Here is an 18,945-nt window from a genome sequence, read left to right as displayed (position 1 = left end):
CCGGCATAGCCACAAGCGGCGCGGGCTTGGGCATCATCGCGCCGTTGCCACGCGCATCACCCGATCGACGGCTTCGGCGGCGTCGGCCATGTCGGCGTCGCCGAGCGTAGGATGGACGAGCAGCATCAGGCTTTCTTCCGCCAGCTGCATGGCGACAGGCAGGCGCTGGACCGGGCCGAGCTCGGCGGTGATGAACGCCCTTTCAAGGTAGATCTCGCTGCAGCTGCCAGTGAAACAGGGAACGCCCTCTGCCGTCACCGCTTCGGCAATGCGCTGATTGTTCCAATCCGATGCCAGCTGCTCGCGGTCGGCAAAGGCGTAATACTTGTAGCGCGCGTGGCCGATGCCGGCGGCCGGCACGGCCAGGCGGATGCCTGGCGTGTCGGCGAGGCCGGCATCGAGGAGCGCCGCGTTGGCCTGACGCCGCGCGGTCCATGCCGGCAATTTGGCGAGCTGCAGCCGGCCGATCGCCGCCTGTACCTCGGTCATGCGCCAGTTGGTACCGAAGCTTTCGTGCAGCCAGCGGAAGCCCGGCGCGTGGTCACGCTCGAACACCGCTTCGTAGGATTTGCCATGATCCTTATAGGCCCAGGCACGACGGAACGCAGCCTCGTCGGACAAGGCGAGCAGCCCGCCTTCGCCCGCGGTGGTCATGATTTTGTCCTGGCAGAAGGAGAAGGCGGCGGCATGGCCGTAGCTGCCCAGCGGGCGGCCGTCGATGGTCGCGCCGTGCGATTGCGCGCAATCCTCGATCACGATCAGGTCGTGCCGCGCCGCCAGTTCCATGATCGCGGGCATGTCACAGGGCCAGCCCCCCAGATGCACCGCGATGATCGCGCGGGTGCGGGGCGTGATGCAGGCGGCGATCGTCTCCGGCGTGACGTTCTGGCTGTCGGGATCGACATCGGCAATCACCGGCGTCGCGCCGCGCATCACCGCTGCGCTAGCCGACGCGATGAAGGTGCGCGTCGTGGTTATCACCTCGTCGCCAGCGCCGATATCGAACGCCATCAGCGCGAGTTCCAGTGCGAGCGTGCCGTTGGCCAGTGCAATCGCATGCGGCAGGCCCAGGGCAGCGGCGTACTCGCGCTCGAACGTAACGACTTCCTTGCCGGTCCATTGGTTGACCTTACCGGAACGGAGCACGCGCACGGCGGCCTCAACCTCGTCTTCGTCGAAATGCGGCCATGGCGCGAAGGGCCGGTCGCGTACCGGCGTGCCGCCATCGATCGCCAGAGCTGCCATCATGAAGTCTATTCCTTGATGCGGGCCGGCACGCCCGTCGCGCGCGCGCCCGAATGGATGTCGGATGTGACCGCCGCCCCCGCGCCGATCACGCAATCATCACCGATCGTGCGCAGCGGCACGGCGACTGCCCCCACCCCGATCAGCGTACGCAGGCCGATACGGACGCCGCCGCACAGTCTTGCACCGGGGCCGATATGCACGCCGTCTGCAAGAACGCAATCGTGATCGATCGATGCGCCGGTATTTACGATCACCCCACGCCCAAGCGCGGCGCCGGCGTTGACGATCGCGCCGGGGGCCAGGAAGGCGCCGGGGCCGAGCGTTGCGCTGACCGAGAGGATGGCGCGGGGATCGATCGTGGTCGCGACGACAAAGCCGCTGTTTTCGAGCCATTCGATCGCGGCGAGCCGCTGATGATTGTCGCCGATCGCCGGCATGACCCGCGCGCCTGGAGCGGCGAGCAACGTATCGCGCCCGCCGCTGACCGGCGCCCCCAGCATCGTGCCGCCCCATTTCGCCGGATCGTCGTCCAGTACTTCGACTGTCACGCCGGGTTCTGCGAGGCGCAACGATTCCAGCACGACCCGCGCATGGCCTCCGGCGCCAAGCAGGAAGATGCGGTTCACCGTTCTACCCCGGTGCCGGCCTTGCTGTTGGCGGTACCGGTAAACGGCTGCATCGTTTCGCCTTCGCTGGCATCGACGTCGGCGCGCCGCACCACCTTCATCACCGTGGTGAACAGGATGCGCAGGTCGAGCATCAGCGTATGCGTATCAACATACCGCGTGTCGTAACCGAGTTTCTGTTCCCAACTGATCGCATTCCGGCCGCTGACCTGCGCCAGACCGGTGATACCCGGCCGTACATCGTGCCGGCGCGCTTGCTCCGCGCTATAATGCGGCAAGTATGCCATCAGCAGCGGACGCGGACCCACCAGACTCATATCCCCGCGCAGCACGTTCCAGAACTCGGGCAGTTCGTCGAGCGAGGTGCGCCGCAGGAACGCGCCTAGCGGCGTGATCCGCGCCGTGCCGGCATCGATCCGGTCGCTGTCGTCGGACACCGTCATGGTGCGAAACTTGATCATCTCGAACGGCTTCGCGTGCAGCCCCGGGCGGCGCTGGCGAAAAAAGATCGGGCGGCCGTCGAGCAACAGGATTGCGAGCGCCACGGCGGCAATCACCGGCGACAATAGAACAAGCGCGAACGCCGCGGCAACGATATCGATCAAGCGTTTCACGCGGCCAATCCCATCGCACCGATCATTTCGGCATTCACCTTGTGCACGTCGTACCTGTCGCGGGCATAATCGAGACTAGCGGCCGCCATGCGCTCCGTCTTGGCGGAATCGGACAGTATCTCGATCACCGCACCGGCGAGCGCCTGCGGATCGCGCACCGGCACCAGCCGGCCGTTCCAGCCATCGCGCACCGTTTCGCGGCATCCCGGCGCATCGGTGGTGACGACTGGGCGGCCGGTGGCCAGCGCTTCCAGCACGGTGCGCGGCGTGCCCTCGTAATAGGACGGCAGGCAGAACAGGGTACAGTCGGCCAGCGCGGGCCGCACATCGTCGAGCGGACCAAGATAGACGATCGTGCTGTCGGCGACCCAGCCATCGAGATCGGCGCGCGAGATGGCAGACGGATTGGCCTCGTCGATCCAGCCCGCGATACGGAACTCGATATCAGGATGCGCGGCTCGCACGATGCGCGCGGCAGCGACATAATCCAGCAAGCCCTTGGCCGCGACCAGCCGCCCGATCATCAGCACGGATTTGCCAGCCGGCACCGGGGCAGGGCGAAAATGCTCGCGGTCGATGCCTGAACCGCTGACGATGACGACGCGCTGTCCGGGGCCCGTTAATCGCGCGCGCCGCAGCGTGGCGGCATCGTCCGGATTCTGAAAGATCACCGCCTCGGCACCTTTCAGCGCGGCCCGGTAGAGCGGCCAGATGAGCGTCCGCATCAGCCGCGCGCGGGCACTTTTGCTCTCAAACACATAGCCAAGGCCGGTGAGTAGTGCAAAGCGGTGCCTGACCCGCTCAAGCCGCGCAGCGAGCGTGCCGTAGATGACGGGCTTGATCGTATAGCTCAGCACATGGCTCGGGCGGATCGCGCGAATGAGCTTGCGATAGCCGGCCAGCGTGCCGAAATCGGCGAATGGATTGCCACCGGTGCGATCGAGCGTCGTATCGTGCGCGGTAACGATATCGGCCAGGTTGGAGCCGGCGATCGTTGCCACGGCATCCGGTGCAGCGACGTGCACCTCATGTCCCGCGCCAGCAAGCGTGCGGATCAGCGGACCGCGGAAATTGACGAGCGAGGGCGCATACGAGGCTATCAACAGAATCTTCGCCACAACCGCCCCCGTATCCGAGCGTCCGCCTATACGATATGGTCGCGAGCGAACAACCCCCGGGACGCAGGCATTTCCAAGTGCAGCCTTGGCGTGCCGCGCCAGGACGGTCGAGCCCAACACCAATAGGCGCAGACTTGTAACGCGGCCCCGCTGTCGATACTAACTCAGATCGGATCGATTGACCGGACTATGAACACGGCCGTTGATCGGGCCCGTATCGGCGCGGAATGCGGGGCAATCCCGCTTATGTCGATCGGGGCGGCGGCGAAAGTCGGAGCATGCCATGAAACTCGACGCCAAACTACTCGCCGCCCAAGAGGTGACCACCGCCTATCAACGCCGCGGCGTACGACGTGCCGCGCACGTCCTGCTGCCGACTGGGGCATATGCCTGGCTTCGTGGCTGGCGCCTGCGCTTCAACGGATCCGCGCTCGGCCGACGCGCACATCTCGCGGGGGGCGCTATGCTCGATCTCGCATCGCGCAGCGGCGTGCTGGCAGGGCTGCATTACACGCTGTTCTCGCGCGAATTCGATCGCGAGCATCGATCGGTGCTGGCCGCGCGCGCGCGCCATATCAGCGACGTGTTCGCCGGGCGCGGCAACCTGTACATGTTGCGGCGCAACGTCCACCGGATCGAGAAGGGGCTGATCATGAAGCCCGCGCGGCCGATCTTCGCGCTGGCGATGATCGAGGATACGGTGCGCGCGTTCGGCGACTGTTTGCACAGCGTGGATTGTGGAGGCCAGCAGGACGTCGTTTCGCTGCAATGGTCGCGGCAGGTGCTGGACGAATATTTCAGCCGCGTACACGATCACGATATCGTGGCGCGCGCGCGCTTCGCTTATGACGCGACCATCGCGCGGCACGATGCGCGGCTGGCCGATGACCGGCATCGTGCGCCGTTCAAGCGCCTGCCCGATACCGGCCTGCCCACGATCGAGCATATGGAGGCGATGGCGCTGTATCGGCGATCGGTCCGCTGGTTCACGGATAGACCAGTACCGCGCGAGGTGATCGATCGTGCGGTCGAGGTCGCAGGCGCGTCTCCCACCGCCTGCAATCGCCAGCCGTTCCGATTTGCGATCTACGACAGCCCGGAGGCGGTCGCCAAGGTGGGCGCAATTCCGAAGGGAACGCCGGGCTGGCTTCATCAGATACCCTGCTTCATCGTCATCATCGGCAAATTCGATGCCTTTCGATACGAGCGCGATCGTCATATCCCCTATATCGACGGCTGCCTGGCGGCGATGTCGTTGATCTATGCGCTGGAGGCGCAGGGCGTCTCGAGTTGCTGCGTCAATTTCCCCGATTATGCGGAAACCGAAAAACGGATGGCTGAAACGCTAGGGTTGCCCGCGTGGGAACGGGCGGTCATGTGCCTGGCGATCGGCTATCCCGACTTGGACGAGCGCGTGCCCTATTCGCAGAAGCTGCCACTCGACGGCCTGCGGCAATACAACAAGCTCGCCTGATCCGTTCAGCGCGGCACGACCGAACCGAACAGGTCGCTCAGGCCGGACCGTAGCCGAAGCGCCGCAGCATCACGCTTTTGCGATTGCCGCGACACGACCGCGGCACGATCCCGCTGCGCCTCGCGTATCCGATCGACAACCAGATCCTGCCAGCCGGGCGCACCCAGCTTTATCGGCGCGGTATCGAGCCCGATCTGCTTGAAGAAGCCGGTTAGCTTGAAGGTGCCGGTTTCCACTGGCACAACCGGCGTGCCGGCAATGATCGCCAGCACGCAGGTGTGCAGGCGGCTACTGACGACGACATCATACCGGCCGAGCAGCGCGACATACTCGCTGCAATCCGCCTCTCGCCCTTCCGAACGGACCTTTCCGCCCTGCAGCAGATCGGCCCAGAAAGGTTCGTCGGTGGTCCATTCGTTGCTGGTCAGAACGGGATCGAAACCTTCGCTGCCGAGCCGATCGAAAAAGGCAATCCAGTCCGCATCGAGACCCGCCGCACGGACCTGAAGCGCGTTGATCGCCAACGCGATCGTCGCGCCGCCGGCGAATGCCTGCTGCGCGGCGGGCGGCGGTGTGAGCAGCGCGGCATCGGGCAGGATGGCGGCGGACCGTACGCCGCCCGCCTCACGATAGGCCGCGGCACTTTCGTCATCGCGGAACTCCAGCGCGTGACATTGATCCATCACGTAGGCCGCGAGGCGACGGAGTAATGGATTTTCGACCTCGAAACTCAGGTTGACCATCACCGTCGGCACACCAAGCAACTGCGCCACCCGTAGTTCGAGCAGGTAGATCAACACGGTCTCGCCGCCCTGTGGAAAAAATTCGCCGGCGGGATTCATCACCAGCATGCCGGCATCGCGGATTTGCGCCAGACGCTTGCGATATTCCGCGCGACCCAGGCCCAGGCTGCTCAGGCGGCTGCGCACCTTGAGCAGCTGGCGCAACCTTGCGGTCTTGAGCGGTTGCGTGATGCTCGACTTGTGGCGAATCTCCGTTCGGGCCGGATAATGTGCAGGTCCGGCCGAGGACGCCTGCCGCGCCAAATCGGCAGCGATTTCTTTGAACCGAGTGATCGGATCGCCGGCACGCTCAAGCTGCGCGAGCGTGAACCGTTTCAGGTAAGACGGCGCGCGTTCCAGCGGCACCACCCTGCGCTCGGGATAGTTCGCCTCGAGCGTCGCCAGCCAAGCGCGAGACAGGGCCTGATTGCCCTGGTTTTGCGTGACAACCTTCGTGATCAATAGAATCGGTTTTGCATCGTGCATCAACATCGCCTCTCATCGGACATAAGATGGCAACAAGCGGAGCGAATCTAAATCGACAGAAGCCGGCGCCACTTGATTTCGTTGCCGGGTCGTTACGAGCCCCCACCCTTGCCGGCAAAAGGAGTCCTGTGCAACATCCGCTTGCGCGCCGCCGACCATCTGCCCGGCAACCATCGGTCGGGCAACAGGATGACCGGAACGGAACCCAGTGCCAGCAAGACGACCTGGCATGCGAACCGGAATGACCAGCCGTCGATGGCTGGCCGTAAGATCATTGTGTCGATGCCGACGATGATCGCCCCCAGCGCCGTGCCGGGCAACATGGCCATCAGAAGCTTGCCCAACGTGCCGTATGACCCCGTTTCCGAACGAGCCTGTGGCAGCAACATCGCAATATAGACCGCACCAGACACGACGAGCGCGACATATTGCAGCCCCTGCCGGGCAAAGATCAACAGGCCCAGCGTGATGACGACGAGCAGGAACAGCTGCCGAAGGATGAGATTGGTCATACTGCCCGCCGAGGCGGAGAGGCTGTCGAAATACAGCCGTCCGATCCGAGCCGGAAAGCTCGCCGCCAGTATCGCCACGACGGGGGCGGCCGACAGCCATTGCGTGCCGAGCAGCACCAGCACGATCGGTTCGCGCAGGACGATGACCGCAGCGGCGACTAGCCCGCTCAGCATAGTGACGAGGCGCAGCCCCATCACGCTGTGCTCGACCAGTCCCCCGTCGCGGCCCTTCAAGCCGGCAAACGCCTGGCGCAGCGTCTGGTCGACCGCGGCAAACGGCTCCTTCATCTGGACATTGATGTTGTACGCCCGGGCATAGAGACCGGTCGCGGCAGGGCCGAGCAGCAGCCCGACGATCAACGTGTCGACCGATGTCCATGCCCAGGCCAGGACGCGCGATAACGCCCCCGATCCGCCGACCATGCCGACACCGGCGAGCGTGAAGCGCTCGGGAAGGGCCAGGCCGATCCCGGCGCGGACCGAGAAGGCGATGGCGGTGGCGAACATGCCGATATTCTGCGCGATCAGGATGCTCCACAGGCCGAAGCCGGCAAACGCCATGATCACGGCCGGCAGCGAATAGGCCACGGCCGAGGCGATCGACAGCAACGCTGCCTCGCGGAAGCGCAGCTGTCGACGCAATACGGCCGTGCCGGCGATGAAATGAACGTTCATCAGCAACACCGGGATCGCTAGCCGCAACGCTTCGGATAGTCGCGGAAACTCCATGACGCGTTCCGCGAGCGGCGCGACGAAGAAGAGAATCGTGCCGAATATGGCGACGACCAGCAGGCTGAGCCAGATCAGGCTGCGCAACATGTCCGTCGTCAGGTCATCCTGCCGCATCACGGGAACGTCGATCAATCCCTCCAGCAGCGAGAGCACAAGCACGATGATCGACGACGATATCGCGACGATGCCGAAATCGGTTGGGGTAAGCAGGCGGGCTAGTGCCACCATGCTGATCAGCGTGATGAACGTGCGGCCGAACCGCGCGCCGACCATCCATGCCCCGCTGCGTGCGATCATCGTACCGAAATTTTCGGGGCGGCCCCGTTCAATGACTTCCGAGCCGTTCACTGGGCTTGTAACGCTTTCGCCTGCAGTGTCGGGACGTAATCGCGATACCAATCGACGAAGGCGGGCACCCCGACATCGATGCTGGTCGTCGGGCGATAGCCGAGATCGCTCTCGATCGCGCTGATATCGGCGAAGGTGTCCTTCACATCGCCGTCCTGCATCGGCAGCATGATCCGCTCCGCTTTGCGCCCGCACGCCTGCTCGATCACGTCGATCAGCCGCAGCAGTTCCTCCGACCGGTTGTTGCCAATATTGTAAACGCGGTGCGGCTTGGTGCTGCCGCCCGCCTTGATCGCGCCGTCGTCGGGCGGCGGATTATCCAGCGAAGCGACGATGCCGCTGACGATATCATCGATGTAGGTGAAGTCGCGGCGCATGGCGCCATCGTTGAACACCTTGATCGGCCGTCCCTCGAGGATCGCGTCGGTGAACAGCCACATGGCCATGTCGGGGCGGCCCCAGGGCCCATAGACCGTGAAGAAGCGCAAGCCGGTCTGCGGCAGGCGATACAGATGGGCGTATGTCTCGCTCATCAGTTCGTCCGACTTCTTGGTCGCGGCGTACAGCGACAGCGGATGATCGACGCGGTCGTCGACGGAGAAGGGAAGATGCTCATTGCCGCCGTAGACGGACGATGAGGAGGCATAGACGAGGTGGGCGACGCGCCGGTGGCGCGCGAGTTCCAGGATATTGAGGTGCCCGGACAGGTTGGACCGGGCATAGGCACGCGGGTTATCGATCGAATAGCGCACGCCGGCCTGCGCGCCGAGATGCACGATGCGATCGAACGCGGTCGTTTCGGCAAAGGCGTCCATCGCCTTATCGTCGGCGAAATCGAGTTCGACGAAGCGGAAGCGGTCGCCGCCGGCCTTGACGATCTCGGCGAGCCGGTCGCGCTTCAGCTGCACCGCATAATAATCGTTGAGATTATCAACGCCGACCACGCTTTCGCCGCGTGCGAGCAGCGCGATGGCGACATGCATGCCGATAAAACCGGCTGCACCCGTCACGAGGATCGGTTGGCTCATGTAATCTTCACCCTGCATTGGCGCCGTGCGATTGAGGTCGCGCGGCCGCGCCGCTAGTAGCCGGTTGCCCGTTCGTGACAACAGTGTTTTCCTGCGCGCAATCAAGGGATCGTTCCAATGCAGGAGTGTCGCGGTTGAAAGTCGGGCGGTGGCTGCGCGGAGGTCTGGGCGCGTGCTGCCTGCTGGCGGCGGGCCTTGCGCTGGCGGGCGACGACGCTGCGTTCGAGACGATGCGCGCCGCTGATCTGCGGCTGGCAAGGATCGCATGGCGCCTGAATGTCGGGAATGCCGCGCTGTGCCACATGCAGGAACCTGGAACCGGTCTCGTTCTGCACGCACTGGGTGCCTATCAGGGCGGCGATCGCGAGCGGGTGCGCGTCGCGTTCGACTTTACGACAGCGATCGGGGTGGAGGGGGTGATACCGGACAGCCCGGCGGATCGCGCCGGGCTGCGCCCCGACGATTCGATAGCATCGATCGCGGGCGTGCCGTTCGACGCGGCGCTGCCCACCGCCGGGGCACCGACCACCAGGGTCTTGAGGCAGGTCGCCGACGGCCTGGCGGCGCGGCCCGCGACAGGGCCGATCCAGTTTGTCGTGCAACGGCGCGGCACATCGCGCGCGGTCACGGTCGATGCGATCCCCTCGTGCCGGGCCCGGCTGGAGCTGTTGCTGGACAAGCGATTCGACGCAAGCAGCAGCCCGGGATTGATCCAGATCGGCTATGGCTTCCTCGATAGCTATGACGACACTTTCGTCGCCGCCGTGGTTGCACACGAGCTGGCGCATCTGGTCCTCGGCCACCATGCGGAGCTGACGCGGACCAAGGGCGGGCGGCGGGCGGCAGCGGTGCGGCGGACGGAGATCGAGGCCGATCGCTTGTCGGTCTATCTATTGGCCAATGCCGGGTACGATCCGGTGGACGCGGCGCGCTTCTGGCGACGCTACGGCCCGGAACATGGCTGTACCCTGCTGTGCGGCCCGGGCCACCCGGCCTGGTCCGACCGCGCGGCAGCACTGGGCAAGGAAGCCGCCGCGATCCCGCCGGATGCCGCGCGACCGCTGCGACCGGCGTATTTTGCCGGTCGGTTGCGCCCGATCAACTGACCAGACGAAGCGGTTCGCCATGTGAGCGAAGCGATGGCTGGTCGGGCCAGATGCCGCGCGTGTCGTAAACATATTTGCTGCCGCGCTCGTCGACCGGGACCGATTTGAACACATCGTGATCGACCAGCACGATCATGATCCCGCACTGTTCGATCGCGGCGTCGAGATCGGTGAGCGTGGCGCCGGACCCGTCGAATGCCGCCGGCAGGACGTCCGCATAGGGCTCGACGACATGGATCCGATCGCCGAAGCGCTGCGCCAGCACGCTCGACACCTTGAGCGCGGGGCTTTCGCGGAAATCGTCGATATTGGCCTTGAACGCCAGGCCCAGGCACGCGACCGGCAGTGTCGGATGCGCCTCGATGATCAGCGCGGCGCGCGCGATGACATAGTCGACCTTGGCGTCGTTCACCTCGCGGGCGGTTCGGATCAGCGGCGTATTCTCGCGATCGGCATGGACCAGGAACCACGGATCGACCGCGATGCAATGCCCGCCGACGCCGGGGCCCGGCGACAGGATGTTGACGCGCGGATGGCGGTTGGCGAGCCGGATCACTTCCCACACATCGACCTCCATCGTGTCGGCGACGCGGCTGAGTTCGTTGGCGAACGCAATATTGACGTCGCGAAAGGCGTTCTCGGTCAGCTTGGTCATCTCCGCGGCGCGCGCATTGGTGGTGACGCAGGCGCCGCGGACGAAGCGCTTGTAGAAGCCCAACGCCTTGCGCGCACAGCGCGGCGTGATGCCGCCGATCACGCGGTCATTGTCGATCAGTTCGACCAGGATGCGGCCGGGCAGCACGCGCTCGGGGCAATAGGCGATCGCGATGTCGGGAATATCGCCGGTCTTGCCCGGCACCTTGAGATCGGGGCGCAGCTCGGCGAGCAGGTCGCGGACCTTCTCGGTCGTGCCGACGGGCGAGGTCGATTCGAGGATCACCGTGTCGCCGGCCTTGAGCACGGTGGCGATGGTGGTGGCGGCCTGCAGGACATAGCCGATGTTGGGGGCGTGATCGTCGGCGAACGGGGTGGGCACGGCGATGACGAACACGTCGGCCGGCTCGATCTGCATCGAGGCGCGCAAGCTGCCGCGCGCGACGACGCCCGAGACCAGCCCGTCGAGATCGACCTCCTCGATATGCACCTTGCCCGAATTGACCGTGTCGACGATCGACGGGGTCACATCGACGCCGAGCACCATTGCCCCGGTCCGCGCGATGATCGCCGCGGTGGGCAGGCCGATATAGCCCAGCCCGACGACGACGACGGCGAGCGGGGAATCAGTGCGAAGCGACGAAACCATCGGCGATTACCTTTGCGATCCTGATCGAAGCATGACCGTTGCCGAACGGATTGTGGGCGCGGGCCATGGCCGAATAGGCGGCCTTATCATCGAGGAGCGTTGATATTTCGGAAACGATGCGCGCGGCATCGGTGCCGATCAGCTTGGCCGTGCCGGCGGTGACGCCTTCGGGCCGTTCGGTGGTGTCGCGCATCACCAGCACCGGCTTGCCCAGCGCCGGCGCCTCCTCCTGCACGCCGCCGGAATCGGTCAGCGCGATCTCGCACAGCCCCAGCGCGCGGACGAAATGCGGATAATCGAGCGGCGCGATGCGGGCGACGTTGGGACGATCGCCGAGCAGGTCGTCCATTACCGAGACGACGTTGGGATTGGGGTGGCAGGGGAACAGGATCGCGGTGTCGGGGCGATCGGCGATCGCCTGGATCGCGCGCGCGATATTGGCCATGCCGTCGCCGAAATTCTCGCGCCGGTGCGTGGTGACGAGGATGATGCGCTTGCCGGCGAAGCGCGCGGCGATCTCGTCCAGGCCGGACGCCAGCGACGGATCGGCGGCGAGCTTGGCCTGCGTGGCATAGAGCGCGTCGATCACGGTGTTGCCGGTGACGTGGATCGTCGCGGGATCGATATTCTCGCGCATCAGTGCGGCGGCGGCGGTGTCGGTGGGGGCGAAATGCTGGTCGGCGATCGGCGCGACGATGCGGCGGTTCACTTCCTCGGGCCAAGGCTGATAGATATCGCCCGAGCGCAGCCCCGCCTCGACATGGGAGACGGGGATCTTGCGATAATAAGCGGTGAGCGCGCCGACCATCGCGGTGGCCGTGTCGCCCTGCACGATGACGCGGTCCGGCCGTTCGGCGTCCATCACGTCGCCCAGCGCGATGAGCAGCCGCGCGGTCAGCCGATCGAGGCTTTGCCCCGGCTCCATGATGTCGAGGTCCAGGTCAGGCGTGATGCCGGCAATGGCGAGCACCTGATCGAGCAGCCCGCGATGCTGCGCGGTGACGCAGGTGCGGACGGCGAGGCCCGGCATGGTCTGCAGCGCGGCGACGACGGGAAACAGCTTGATCGCCTCGGGGCGGGTGCCGAAGACGACGAGGACTTTGCGCAGGGCGGGGGCGATGGAACTCATGGCCTGGGGATAGCGGCGATCGCTTAAGAGCGCGCTAACTGGATGCGAGTGCGAATCTCATGACTTAGCCACCTTATCGCCGCAAACATCCCCCACCGTGATGACTGATTGGGTTGCTGAGGATCGTCGCAAATGCAGAGCATGTCCCGGTCGTCCTGGCGCCTGAGCCTCCTCGCGCTATTCGCGCTTTGTCCTGCGGCGCAGACAAAGGCGGCGCCGTCTGGCAGCGATTGGCGGCCGGTGGTGACGGGGCGGCTGGAGAACGGCGTGCGCTACGCGATCCTGCCGCGAAGCGGCAAGGAGCCGGGCACCGGCCTGTTGGTGCGCAACGAGGGCGGTTTCATCGCCGAGCGGCGGCCGGGCGAGCGCGGGTTGGCGCATCTGATCGAGCATCTGCTGCTGGTCAGCCCGACGACCGACGCGCCGGACGAGGTGCGGCACTTCATCCGCATCGGCCTGCCGCTGACCTTCCCGGCGCCGTCGGCCGGCACGACCTCGTGGCGCGAAACGAACTATTTCTTGTCGACGCGGACCACGACGGCGGCGGATCTCGGCACGTTGCTCGGCCTGTTTCGCGGCGCGGCCACCGACCTGATCTTCCGGGCAGATATGGTCGACGAGCAGCGCGCCGACGTGATGCGCGAGATGGCCGGGCGGAAACCCGGCAATGACGTCTATGCCAGCTACATCGCCGCCGTCGCGCCGCAATCGCCCAATGACAGGATCGATGCGCAGAATTCCGACGACGTGCCGACCGCGTCGATCGCGACGATTCGCGGCCTCTATCAGCGGCTGTATCGGCCGGAAAACATGATGATCGTGGTTGTCGGGAACGTCGATGCGGCGCGGGTGCGGGCGTTGATCGAACAGCGCTTTGGCGATTGGAAGGCCGATCCTGCGGCTGCCGCGCCGCCCGCGCCGATGTTCAAGGCCGATCGCATCCGGCCGATCAGTTTCGCCGCGCAGCCGCAGGGGCGCCGGACGGCGCTGATCAGCGTGGTCATGCCGACGCCGGCCCCGCCGGCCTCGCGCCGCGTGCAGGCCGAGCGCATGCTGATGGACATGCTGGCGACCCGCGCGGTCAACGATCGACTCGCCCGCGCGCAGCCGGCCGGGCCAGCGGGCAAGGTCGGGATGTTCATCGACAATGGCGAACAGGGCCACCGGCAGATCATGCTGTGGGACAATTTCGCCGGCGATGCGTGGCGCCCGGCCATCGCCGGATTGCGCCGGATGACGTGCGATCTCGCGACGACCGGCTTCTCCGATGAGGAATGGCGCGCGGCCAAGCAGGGCGTGATCCGGGAACTCGAGCAACGCGCCGGCGCGATGGCCACCGTGCCCAATGTCGATCTGGCCAAGGATCTGTCGCATGCGCTGGCGGCCGGCGAAGCACTGATTCCGCCCGATGAGATGCTGCAGCGCGCGGTGCGCTGGTTGCCCAAAGTCGGCACGCGGACCGGCGGGGACTGGTGGCAAGCGCAATGGCGCGCCGGCCGCGAGCATCTGCGGGTCGAATTGCCCGAATTCATTGGGGTCGGCGACCCCGAAGGTGCGATCCGGGCGACCGCCGACGGCGCCGATCCGCGCTGCAAGATCCGGCAATAACCGTCTGTGTTGCAAGGGAAACGCTCATGCTGACGGGGCTGATCGTGGCGTTCGCAGCGAGCGGCGCGCCGACCGTCCTTGCCTCCATCGAGGGGTTCGATCTGGCCAAGGTGCCGGTCCGGGAAGCGACCTGTGCGGATCGCGCCGGATCGGACGATATCATCGTCTGTGCGCCGAAAAACATGGAGATCTGGCTTGCCGATAGCAGCGGCTTCGAGGCGAAACCGCTGCGCCCGACATTCGGGGGGCCATTGAACGCGGAGGGGATGGTCCATGTGATCCAGCATGAAACCCCGGTGGCGACGGTGCCGGCCGCGGCGGTGACGCTGAAATGGCATTTCTGATGCGGGCTTTGCAGTCTGCACGTCCCCGTCGCGGGCGCTAGCCGCCGATCGTCAGGGTGCCGGGGAGGGCGCCGGCGCGCAGCGGCAGCCCGGATCCTTGGGCAGCGTGATCGTGCGGAAGCGGAAGGCGAGCGCGTCGACGAGCAGCAGCTTGCCCGCGCTGTCGTCGCCGAAGCCGACGATCGCACGCATGACTTCGAGCGCGGCGAGGCTGCCCATCACGCCGGTCATCGCGCCGAGCACGCCCTGTTCGGCGCAACTCGCCTCGGCGCGATCGGGATCGTTGCCGACGAAGCAGCGGTAGCAGGGCTTGTCCGCTTCCCAGCCGCGGAACGTGGCGAGCTGACCCTCGAACTGGCCGACCGCGGCGGATACGAGCGGGATGCCGGCGTCGAGCGCGGCATCGGCCACCGCCAGGCGCGTCGCGAAATTGTCGCAACCGTCGAGCACCACATCGGCGCCGGCGATCAGCGCCGCGGCATTGTCGGCATCGATCCGGACGCTGTGCATCTCGACATCGACGTTCGCATTGAGCGCGGCGATCGCGATCGCTGCGGCGGCCGCCTTGCGCTGGCCGATGTCGGCGGTGCCGAAGATCGTCTGGCGCTGCAGGTTGGAGAGATCGACCGTATCGTCGTCGATCACGATCAGCCGGCCGATCCCGGCCGCGGCGAGATATTGCAGTGCCGGGCTTCCAATGCCGCCCGCGCCGACCACCGCCACGGTCGCGCGGCGCAGCGCCATCTGCCCGGCGCCGCCGACTTCCTTGAGCACGATATGGCGGGCGTAGCGTTCGAGATCGTTGTTGGTAAGGATCAGGCGTTCCAGTCGAACACGATCGTCGCGCGATACCATTGATCGGTGGTGGTGCGCTGGAGGTTGCCGCGCGCGAAGCTCAGCACCAGCCCGGCGCTAAATTGCTCCACCGTCGGGCAGTTGATCGCGCGCGGCACGGTGCGGCGCACCACGCCGTCGGCACCGACCAGGGTGGCGATCTCGACCCTGACGACATAACGGCCGTCGGCCGGGCGCGCGATCGGGCAGCGGCCGGCGGTGATCTCGCCCGCGACGAAATTGGCGAGCGCCGGCGCCTGTTGCGGCGTCGCGACATACGGCAGCGGCGCGAGCAGCGACCAGTCGGTCGGCACGGCAGGTGCGGCGGCAATCTGCGCCGCCGCGATCAGGATTGGTGCAATCATCATCAGCGACCCGTGGACCCGAAACCCCCGCTGCCCCGAACCGTGTCGTCGAGATCGGCGACCTCGTCCAGCGTCGCGCGCTGGACCGGGGCGGGGACGAGTTGGGCGATGCGATCGCCGCGCGCGATGACGAAAGGCTCGGTGCCGAGATTGGCGAGGATGACCTTCACTTCGCCGCGATAATCGCTGTCGATCGTGCCCGGCGTGTTGAGGCAGGTGACGCCGTGTTTGAGCGCCAGGCCCGAGCGCGGGCGGACCTGCACTTCGTATCCGGCGGGAATGGCGATGGCGAAGCCGGTGGCGATCGCAGCGCGCGCGCCGGGGGCGAGCGTCGTGGCGTCGGCCGACACCACGTCCATGCCGGCGGCACCGTCGGTCGCGTAGGCGGGGAGCGGCAGGCCGTCGCCATGCGGCAGGCGTTTCAGGGCAAGGGAAATCGTCGTCATGGCCGCCCATATAGGGGATTGGCCGCTCGGGCGCAAAACGACGCGGCAAACCATGCTTGTTCACCGCGATAGCTTTACGCGCTTCCCAGCCGGCACGTTTCTGGTATCGCGCGCTCGACGACTTCAACTGCGGGAAATATTCATGGGCTATCGGATCGTGGTCGCGGGCGCGACGGGCAATGTCGGGCGCGAGATGCTCAACATCCTGGCGGAGCGCGAATTTCCGGCCGACGAGATCGCGGTCGTCGCCTCGTCGCGCAGCCAGGGGCTGATGGTCGATTACGGCGACACCGGGAAACAGTTCAAGGTCCAGAACATCGACAATTTCGACTGGACCGGCTGGGACATGGCGCTGTTCGCGATCGGCTCGGAGGCGACCGCCAAATATGCGCCGATCGCCGCCGCCGCCGGCTGCACGGTGATCGACAATAGCTCGCTGTACCGCATGGATCCGGACGTGCCGCTGATCGTGCCGGAAGTGAATCCGGAAGCGATTGACGGCTATAAGGTGCGCAACATCATCGCTAACCCGAACTGCTCGACCGCGCAGATGGTGGTGGTGCTGAAGCCGTTGCACGACAAGGCGAAGATCACCCGCGTGGTCGTCGCGACGTACCAGTCGGTGTCGGGCGCGGGCAAGCAGGGCATGGACGAACTGTTCGAGCAGAGCCGCAACATTTTCGTCGGCGATCCGGCCGAGCCCAAGAAGTTCACCAAGCAGATCGCCTTCAACGTGATCCCGCATATCGACAGCTTCCTCGACGATGGTTCGACCAAGGAAGAATGGAAGATGGTGGTCGAAACCAAGAAGATTCTCGATCCCAAGATCAAGGTGACGGCGACGTGCGTGCGCGTGCCGGTGTTCGTCGGCCATTCGGAAGCGATCAACATCGAATTCGAGGATGAGATCTCGGCCAAGGAAGCGCAGGATATCCTGCGCGAGGCGCCGGGCGTGATGCTGTACGACAAGCGCGAGGATGGCGGCTATATCACGCCGGTGGAGTGCGTCGGCGAGTTCGCGACGTTCGTCAGCCGCGTGCGCGAGGATCCTACGATCGAAAACGGCATTAACCTATGGTGCGTGAGCGACAACCTCCGCAAGGGCGCGGCGCTGAACGCGGTGCAGATCGCGGAACTGCTCGGGCGCCGGCACCTGCGCAAGGGCGCCTGAGCCGATGGTCGCGGGCGGATGCCATTGCGGCGCGTGTCGATACGAACTCGCGCTGACTGACCTGCCCAAGGCCTATGCCTGCCATTGCCGCACCTGCCAGACCTGGTCGGGCAGCGCTTTCAGCGAGCAGGTTTTGCTCGCAGAAAGTGCGCTGTCGATTGCCGGGCCGGTGGTGCAATACGGATTCCAATCGCCGAGCGGCACGCAGTCGCTGCAGCGGATGTGCGGTGTGTGCCATGTGCGGTTGTTCAACACCAATACGATGCGTCCCGGTGTTGCCGTGCTCCGTGCGGGATCGCTGGACCGCAGCGACGAACTGGACGTGCCGGTGCATATCTGGGTGAAACGCAAACAACCCTGGGTCGTTCTTCCCGTGGACGCCGAGACGTTCGAGGAAGCCGCCACGATCGAGGCGATCTTCAAACTGTTCGCGCGCTGACACGGGAGGAGAAGATGGCCGACACGATGACCGGCGGCTGCCAGTGCGGGCAGGTGCGGTACAGCGTCACGATCGACAGCGATGAGGCCTATTTGTGCCATTGCCGGATGTGCCAGCGGGCGACGGGCGGGGTGTCGATCGCGTTCAAGAACGTGAAGATCGCCGACGTGACATGGACGACGCGCGAGCCGGATCGCTACCAATCCTCACCGATCGCTAAGCGCGGGTTCTGCGCCGCTTGCGGCACGCCGCTGACGTTCGAATTTATCGAGCCTGGCGCGACGATGGATCTGACCGTCGGCAGTTTCGACGATTCCTATCGCTTCACGCCGACCAGCCACTTTTCGCCCGAGACTTGGCACGAAGACTGGCTCGACACGCGCCACCTTCCTGCTACGCGGGCGGACGATAACCCTTCCACTCGTGACCGTTGGATCAAGGCAATTGGCAAAATCCCCGATTGAACCGCAGTTTTTCGAGAGCTTCGACGGCACGCGGCTGGCGTTTCGCGAACTGGGCGAGGGGCGGCCGGTCGTCCTGATCCACGGCTTCTTCTCCAACGCCTCGACCAATTGGGTGCGCTATGGCCATGCCGCGGCGGTGGCGGCGAAGGGATTTCGGGTGATCATGCCGGATCTGCGCGCGCATGGCGACAGCGCCAAACCGCATGACGCCGCGGCCTATCCGCCCGACGTGCTGATGCAGGATGGCTTCGCGCTGATCGCGCATTTGGGACTGACCGACTACGATCTTGGCGGCTATTCGCTGGGCGCGCGGACGACGGCGCGGATGATGGCCAGTGGGGCGACGCCCAGGCGCGTGGTGATTGCCGGCATGGGGCTGAGCGGGCTGACCGACACGGCGGGGCGGGGCGGCCATTTCCGCAAGATCCTGAGCAATCTCGGCAGCTTCGCGCAAGGCACCCCGGAATGGCTGGCGGAGGCGTTTCTCAAGACCACCGGCGGTGATCCGGTGGCGCTGCTGCATATCCTCGACACGTTCGTCGATACCCCGATCGCGGCGCTACGCGCGATCGAGCAGCGCACCCTGGTGGTGGCGGGCAAAGACGATGACGATAACGGCTCGCATGCCGAGGTCGCGGCGCTGCTGCCGGATGCGGTGCTGGTCGAGACACCGGGCGGGCATATGAGCGCGGTGACCAAGCCCGAGCTGGGCCACGCCATCGCGGAGTTCCTCGCCGCGGCTTGACCGGAGCCCAAGCGAAGGACAGG

Annotated in this window: 20 protein-coding genes; 8 read left to right on the top strand and 12 right to left on the bottom strand. The window is 65.8% G+C overall.

The features are described from left to right. Positions 1–33: 33 nt before the first annotated feature. The 4 genes from NV401_RS15520 to NV401_RS15505 are packed head-to-tail and all read right to left on the bottom strand — an operon-like array spanning position 34 to position 3,606. A complete protein-coding gene (locus NV401_RS15520) occupies positions 34–1,248 on the bottom strand; it encodes a DegT/DnrJ/EryC1/StrS family aminotransferase (RefSeq protein WP_261295354.1) in 1,215 nt (404 codons plus the stop codon). Positions 1,249–1,253: 5 nt separating this feature from the next. Then, a complete protein-coding gene (locus NV401_RS15515) occupies positions 1,254–1,874 on the bottom strand; it encodes an acetyltransferase (protein ID WP_261295353.1) in 621 nt (206 codons plus the stop codon). Then, the gene (locus NV401_RS15510; RefSeq protein WP_261295352.1) at positions 1,871–2,488 is read right to left on the bottom strand and encodes a sugar transferase; all 618 of its coding nucleotides are present in this window, start codon (positions 2,486–2,488) and stop codon (positions 1,871–1,873) included. The genes NV401_RS15515 and NV401_RS15510 overlap by 4 nt, the downstream gene beginning before the upstream one ends. Then, positions 2,485–3,606 carry a glycosyltransferase family 4 protein gene (locus tag NV401_RS15505; protein ID WP_261295351.1) on the bottom strand — a complete coding sequence of 374 codons (1,122 nt, stop codon included), beginning with the start codon at positions 3,604–3,606 and terminating at the stop codon, positions 2,485–2,487. The genes NV401_RS15510 and NV401_RS15505 overlap by 4 nt, the downstream gene beginning before the upstream one ends. A 283-nt stretch (positions 3,607–3,889) precedes the next feature. On the opposite strand from NV401_RS15505, the gene NV401_RS15500 reads away from it, so the two are divergent. Next, a complete protein-coding gene (locus NV401_RS15500) occupies positions 3,890–5,080 on the top strand; it encodes a nitroreductase family protein (protein WP_261295350.1) in 1,191 nt (396 codons plus the stop codon). Between the two features lie 5 nt (positions 5,081–5,085). Here the strand turns inward: NV401_RS15500 and NV401_RS15495 are convergent, their stop codons facing one another. From NV401_RS15495 to NV401_RS15485, 3 genes are all read right to left on the bottom strand, one after another. Beyond that, positions 5,086–6,324: a polysaccharide pyruvyl transferase family protein gene (locus NV401_RS15495; RefSeq protein ID WP_261295349.1), complete on the bottom strand. Its 1,239-nt coding sequence runs from the start codon at positions 6,322–6,324 to the stop codon at positions 5,086–5,088. Positions 6,325–6,440: 116 nt separating this feature from the next. Then, the gene (locus NV401_RS15490) at positions 6,441–7,889 is read right to left on the bottom strand and encodes an oligosaccharide flippase family protein (RefSeq protein ID WP_261295348.1); all 1,449 of its coding nucleotides are present in this window, start codon (positions 7,887–7,889) and stop codon (positions 6,441–6,443) included. A 47-nt stretch (positions 7,890–7,936) separates the two neighbouring features. After that, the gene (locus tag NV401_RS15485; protein ID WP_261295347.1) at positions 7,937–8,968 is read right to left on the bottom strand and encodes an NAD-dependent epimerase/dehydratase family protein; all 1,032 of its coding nucleotides are present in this window, start codon (positions 8,966–8,968) and stop codon (positions 7,937–7,939) included. Positions 8,969–9,102: 134 nt separating this feature from the next. On the opposite strand from NV401_RS15485, the gene NV401_RS15480 reads away from it, so the two are divergent. Next, entirely contained in the window at positions 9,103–10,074 is a 972-nt protein-coding gene (locus NV401_RS15480) for a M48 family metallopeptidase (protein ID WP_261295346.1), read from the top strand. On the opposite strand, the gene wecC is transcribed toward NV401_RS15480, so the two are convergent. Together wecC and wecB are read right to left on the bottom strand one after the other, a co-directional pair. Further along, the gene (gene wecC / locus NV401_RS15475) at positions 10,067–11,377 is read right to left on the bottom strand and encodes a UDP-N-acetyl-D-mannosamine dehydrogenase (RefSeq protein ID WP_261295345.1); all 1,311 of its coding nucleotides are present in this window, start codon (positions 11,375–11,377) and stop codon (positions 10,067–10,069) included. The genes NV401_RS15480 and wecC overlap by 8 nt on opposite strands. Then, positions 11,355–12,506, bottom strand: coding sequence for a non-hydrolyzing UDP-N-acetylglucosamine 2-epimerase (gene wecB, locus NV401_RS15470; RefSeq protein ID WP_315369730.1), 1,152 nt, complete (start codon positions 12,504–12,506; stop codon positions 11,355–11,357). Before wecB ends, wecC begins: the two co-directional genes overlap by 23 nt. Positions 12,507–12,638: 132 nt before the next feature. Between wecB and NV401_RS15465 the strand changes: the two genes are divergently transcribed. Together NV401_RS15465 and NV401_RS15460 are read left to right on the top strand one after the other, a co-directional pair. Continuing rightward, entirely contained in the window at positions 12,639–14,114 is a 1,476-nt protein-coding gene (locus NV401_RS15465) for a M16 family metallopeptidase (protein WP_261295344.1), read from the top strand. Positions 14,115–14,140: 26 nt separating this feature from the next. Beyond that, complete coding sequence (locus NV401_RS15460) at positions 14,141–14,458, top strand: hypothetical protein (RefSeq protein WP_261295343.1); 318 nt, start codon at positions 14,141–14,143, stop codon at positions 14,456–14,458. Positions 14,459–14,509: 51 nt separating this feature from the next. Here NV401_RS15460 and NV401_RS15455 read toward each other — a convergent pair whose 3' ends face one another. Genes NV401_RS15455 through dut form a run of 3 tightly spaced genes read right to left on the bottom strand, consistent with a single transcriptional unit; the run spans position 14,510 to position 16,103 of the window. Beyond that, positions 14,510–15,313 (bottom strand): HesA/MoeB/ThiF family protein, encoded by an 804-nt coding sequence (locus tag NV401_RS15455; RefSeq protein WP_380816414.1) that lies wholly within the window; start codon positions 15,311–15,313, stop codon positions 14,510–14,512. Continuing rightward, on the bottom strand, positions 15,274–15,660 hold the full coding sequence (locus tag NV401_RS15450; protein WP_261295342.1) for a hypothetical protein: 387 nt from the start codon (positions 15,658–15,660) through the stop codon (positions 15,274–15,276). The genes NV401_RS15455 and NV401_RS15450 overlap by 40 nt, the downstream gene beginning before the upstream one ends. Further along, a complete protein-coding gene (dut, locus tag NV401_RS15445; protein WP_261295341.1) occupies positions 15,660–16,103 on the bottom strand; it encodes a dUTP diphosphatase in 444 nt (147 codons plus the stop codon). The genes NV401_RS15450 and dut overlap by 1 nt, the downstream gene beginning before the upstream one ends. Before the next feature lie 142 nt (positions 16,104–16,245). On the opposite strand from dut, the gene NV401_RS15440 reads away from it, so the two are divergent. The 4 genes from NV401_RS15440 to NV401_RS15425 are packed head-to-tail and all read left to right on the top strand — an operon-like array spanning position 16,246 to position 18,922. Continuing rightward, positions 16,246–17,274, top strand: a complete 1,029-nt coding sequence (locus tag NV401_RS15440; protein WP_261295340.1) for an aspartate-semialdehyde dehydrogenase — start codon at positions 16,246–16,248, stop codon at positions 17,272–17,274. Between the two features lie 4 nt (positions 17,275–17,278). After that, positions 17,279–17,713 (top strand): GFA family protein, encoded by a 435-nt coding sequence (locus NV401_RS15435; protein WP_261295339.1) that lies wholly within the window; start codon positions 17,279–17,281, stop codon positions 17,711–17,713. A 14-nt stretch (positions 17,714–17,727) separates the two neighbouring features. Then, positions 17,728–18,177, top strand: coding sequence for a GFA family protein (locus tag NV401_RS15430; protein WP_261295338.1), 450 nt, complete (start codon positions 17,728–17,730; stop codon positions 18,175–18,177). Next, positions 18,158–18,922 carry an alpha/beta fold hydrolase gene (locus NV401_RS15425; RefSeq protein ID WP_261295337.1) on the top strand — a complete coding sequence of 255 codons (765 nt, stop codon included), beginning with the start codon at positions 18,158–18,160 and terminating at the stop codon, positions 18,920–18,922. Before NV401_RS15430 ends, NV401_RS15425 begins: the two co-directional genes overlap by 20 nt. Positions 18,923–18,945 lie beyond the last annotated feature (23 nt).

The sequence above is a fragment of the Sphingomonas hylomeconis genome, assembly GCF_025370105.1.
GTDB classification, from domain to species: domain Bacteria; phylum Pseudomonadota; class Alphaproteobacteria; order Sphingomonadales; family Sphingomonadaceae; genus Sphingomonas; species Sphingomonas hylomeconis.
Note: the sequence above shows the minus strand (reverse complement) of the source record. Positions and strands in the feature narration are given on the sequence as shown.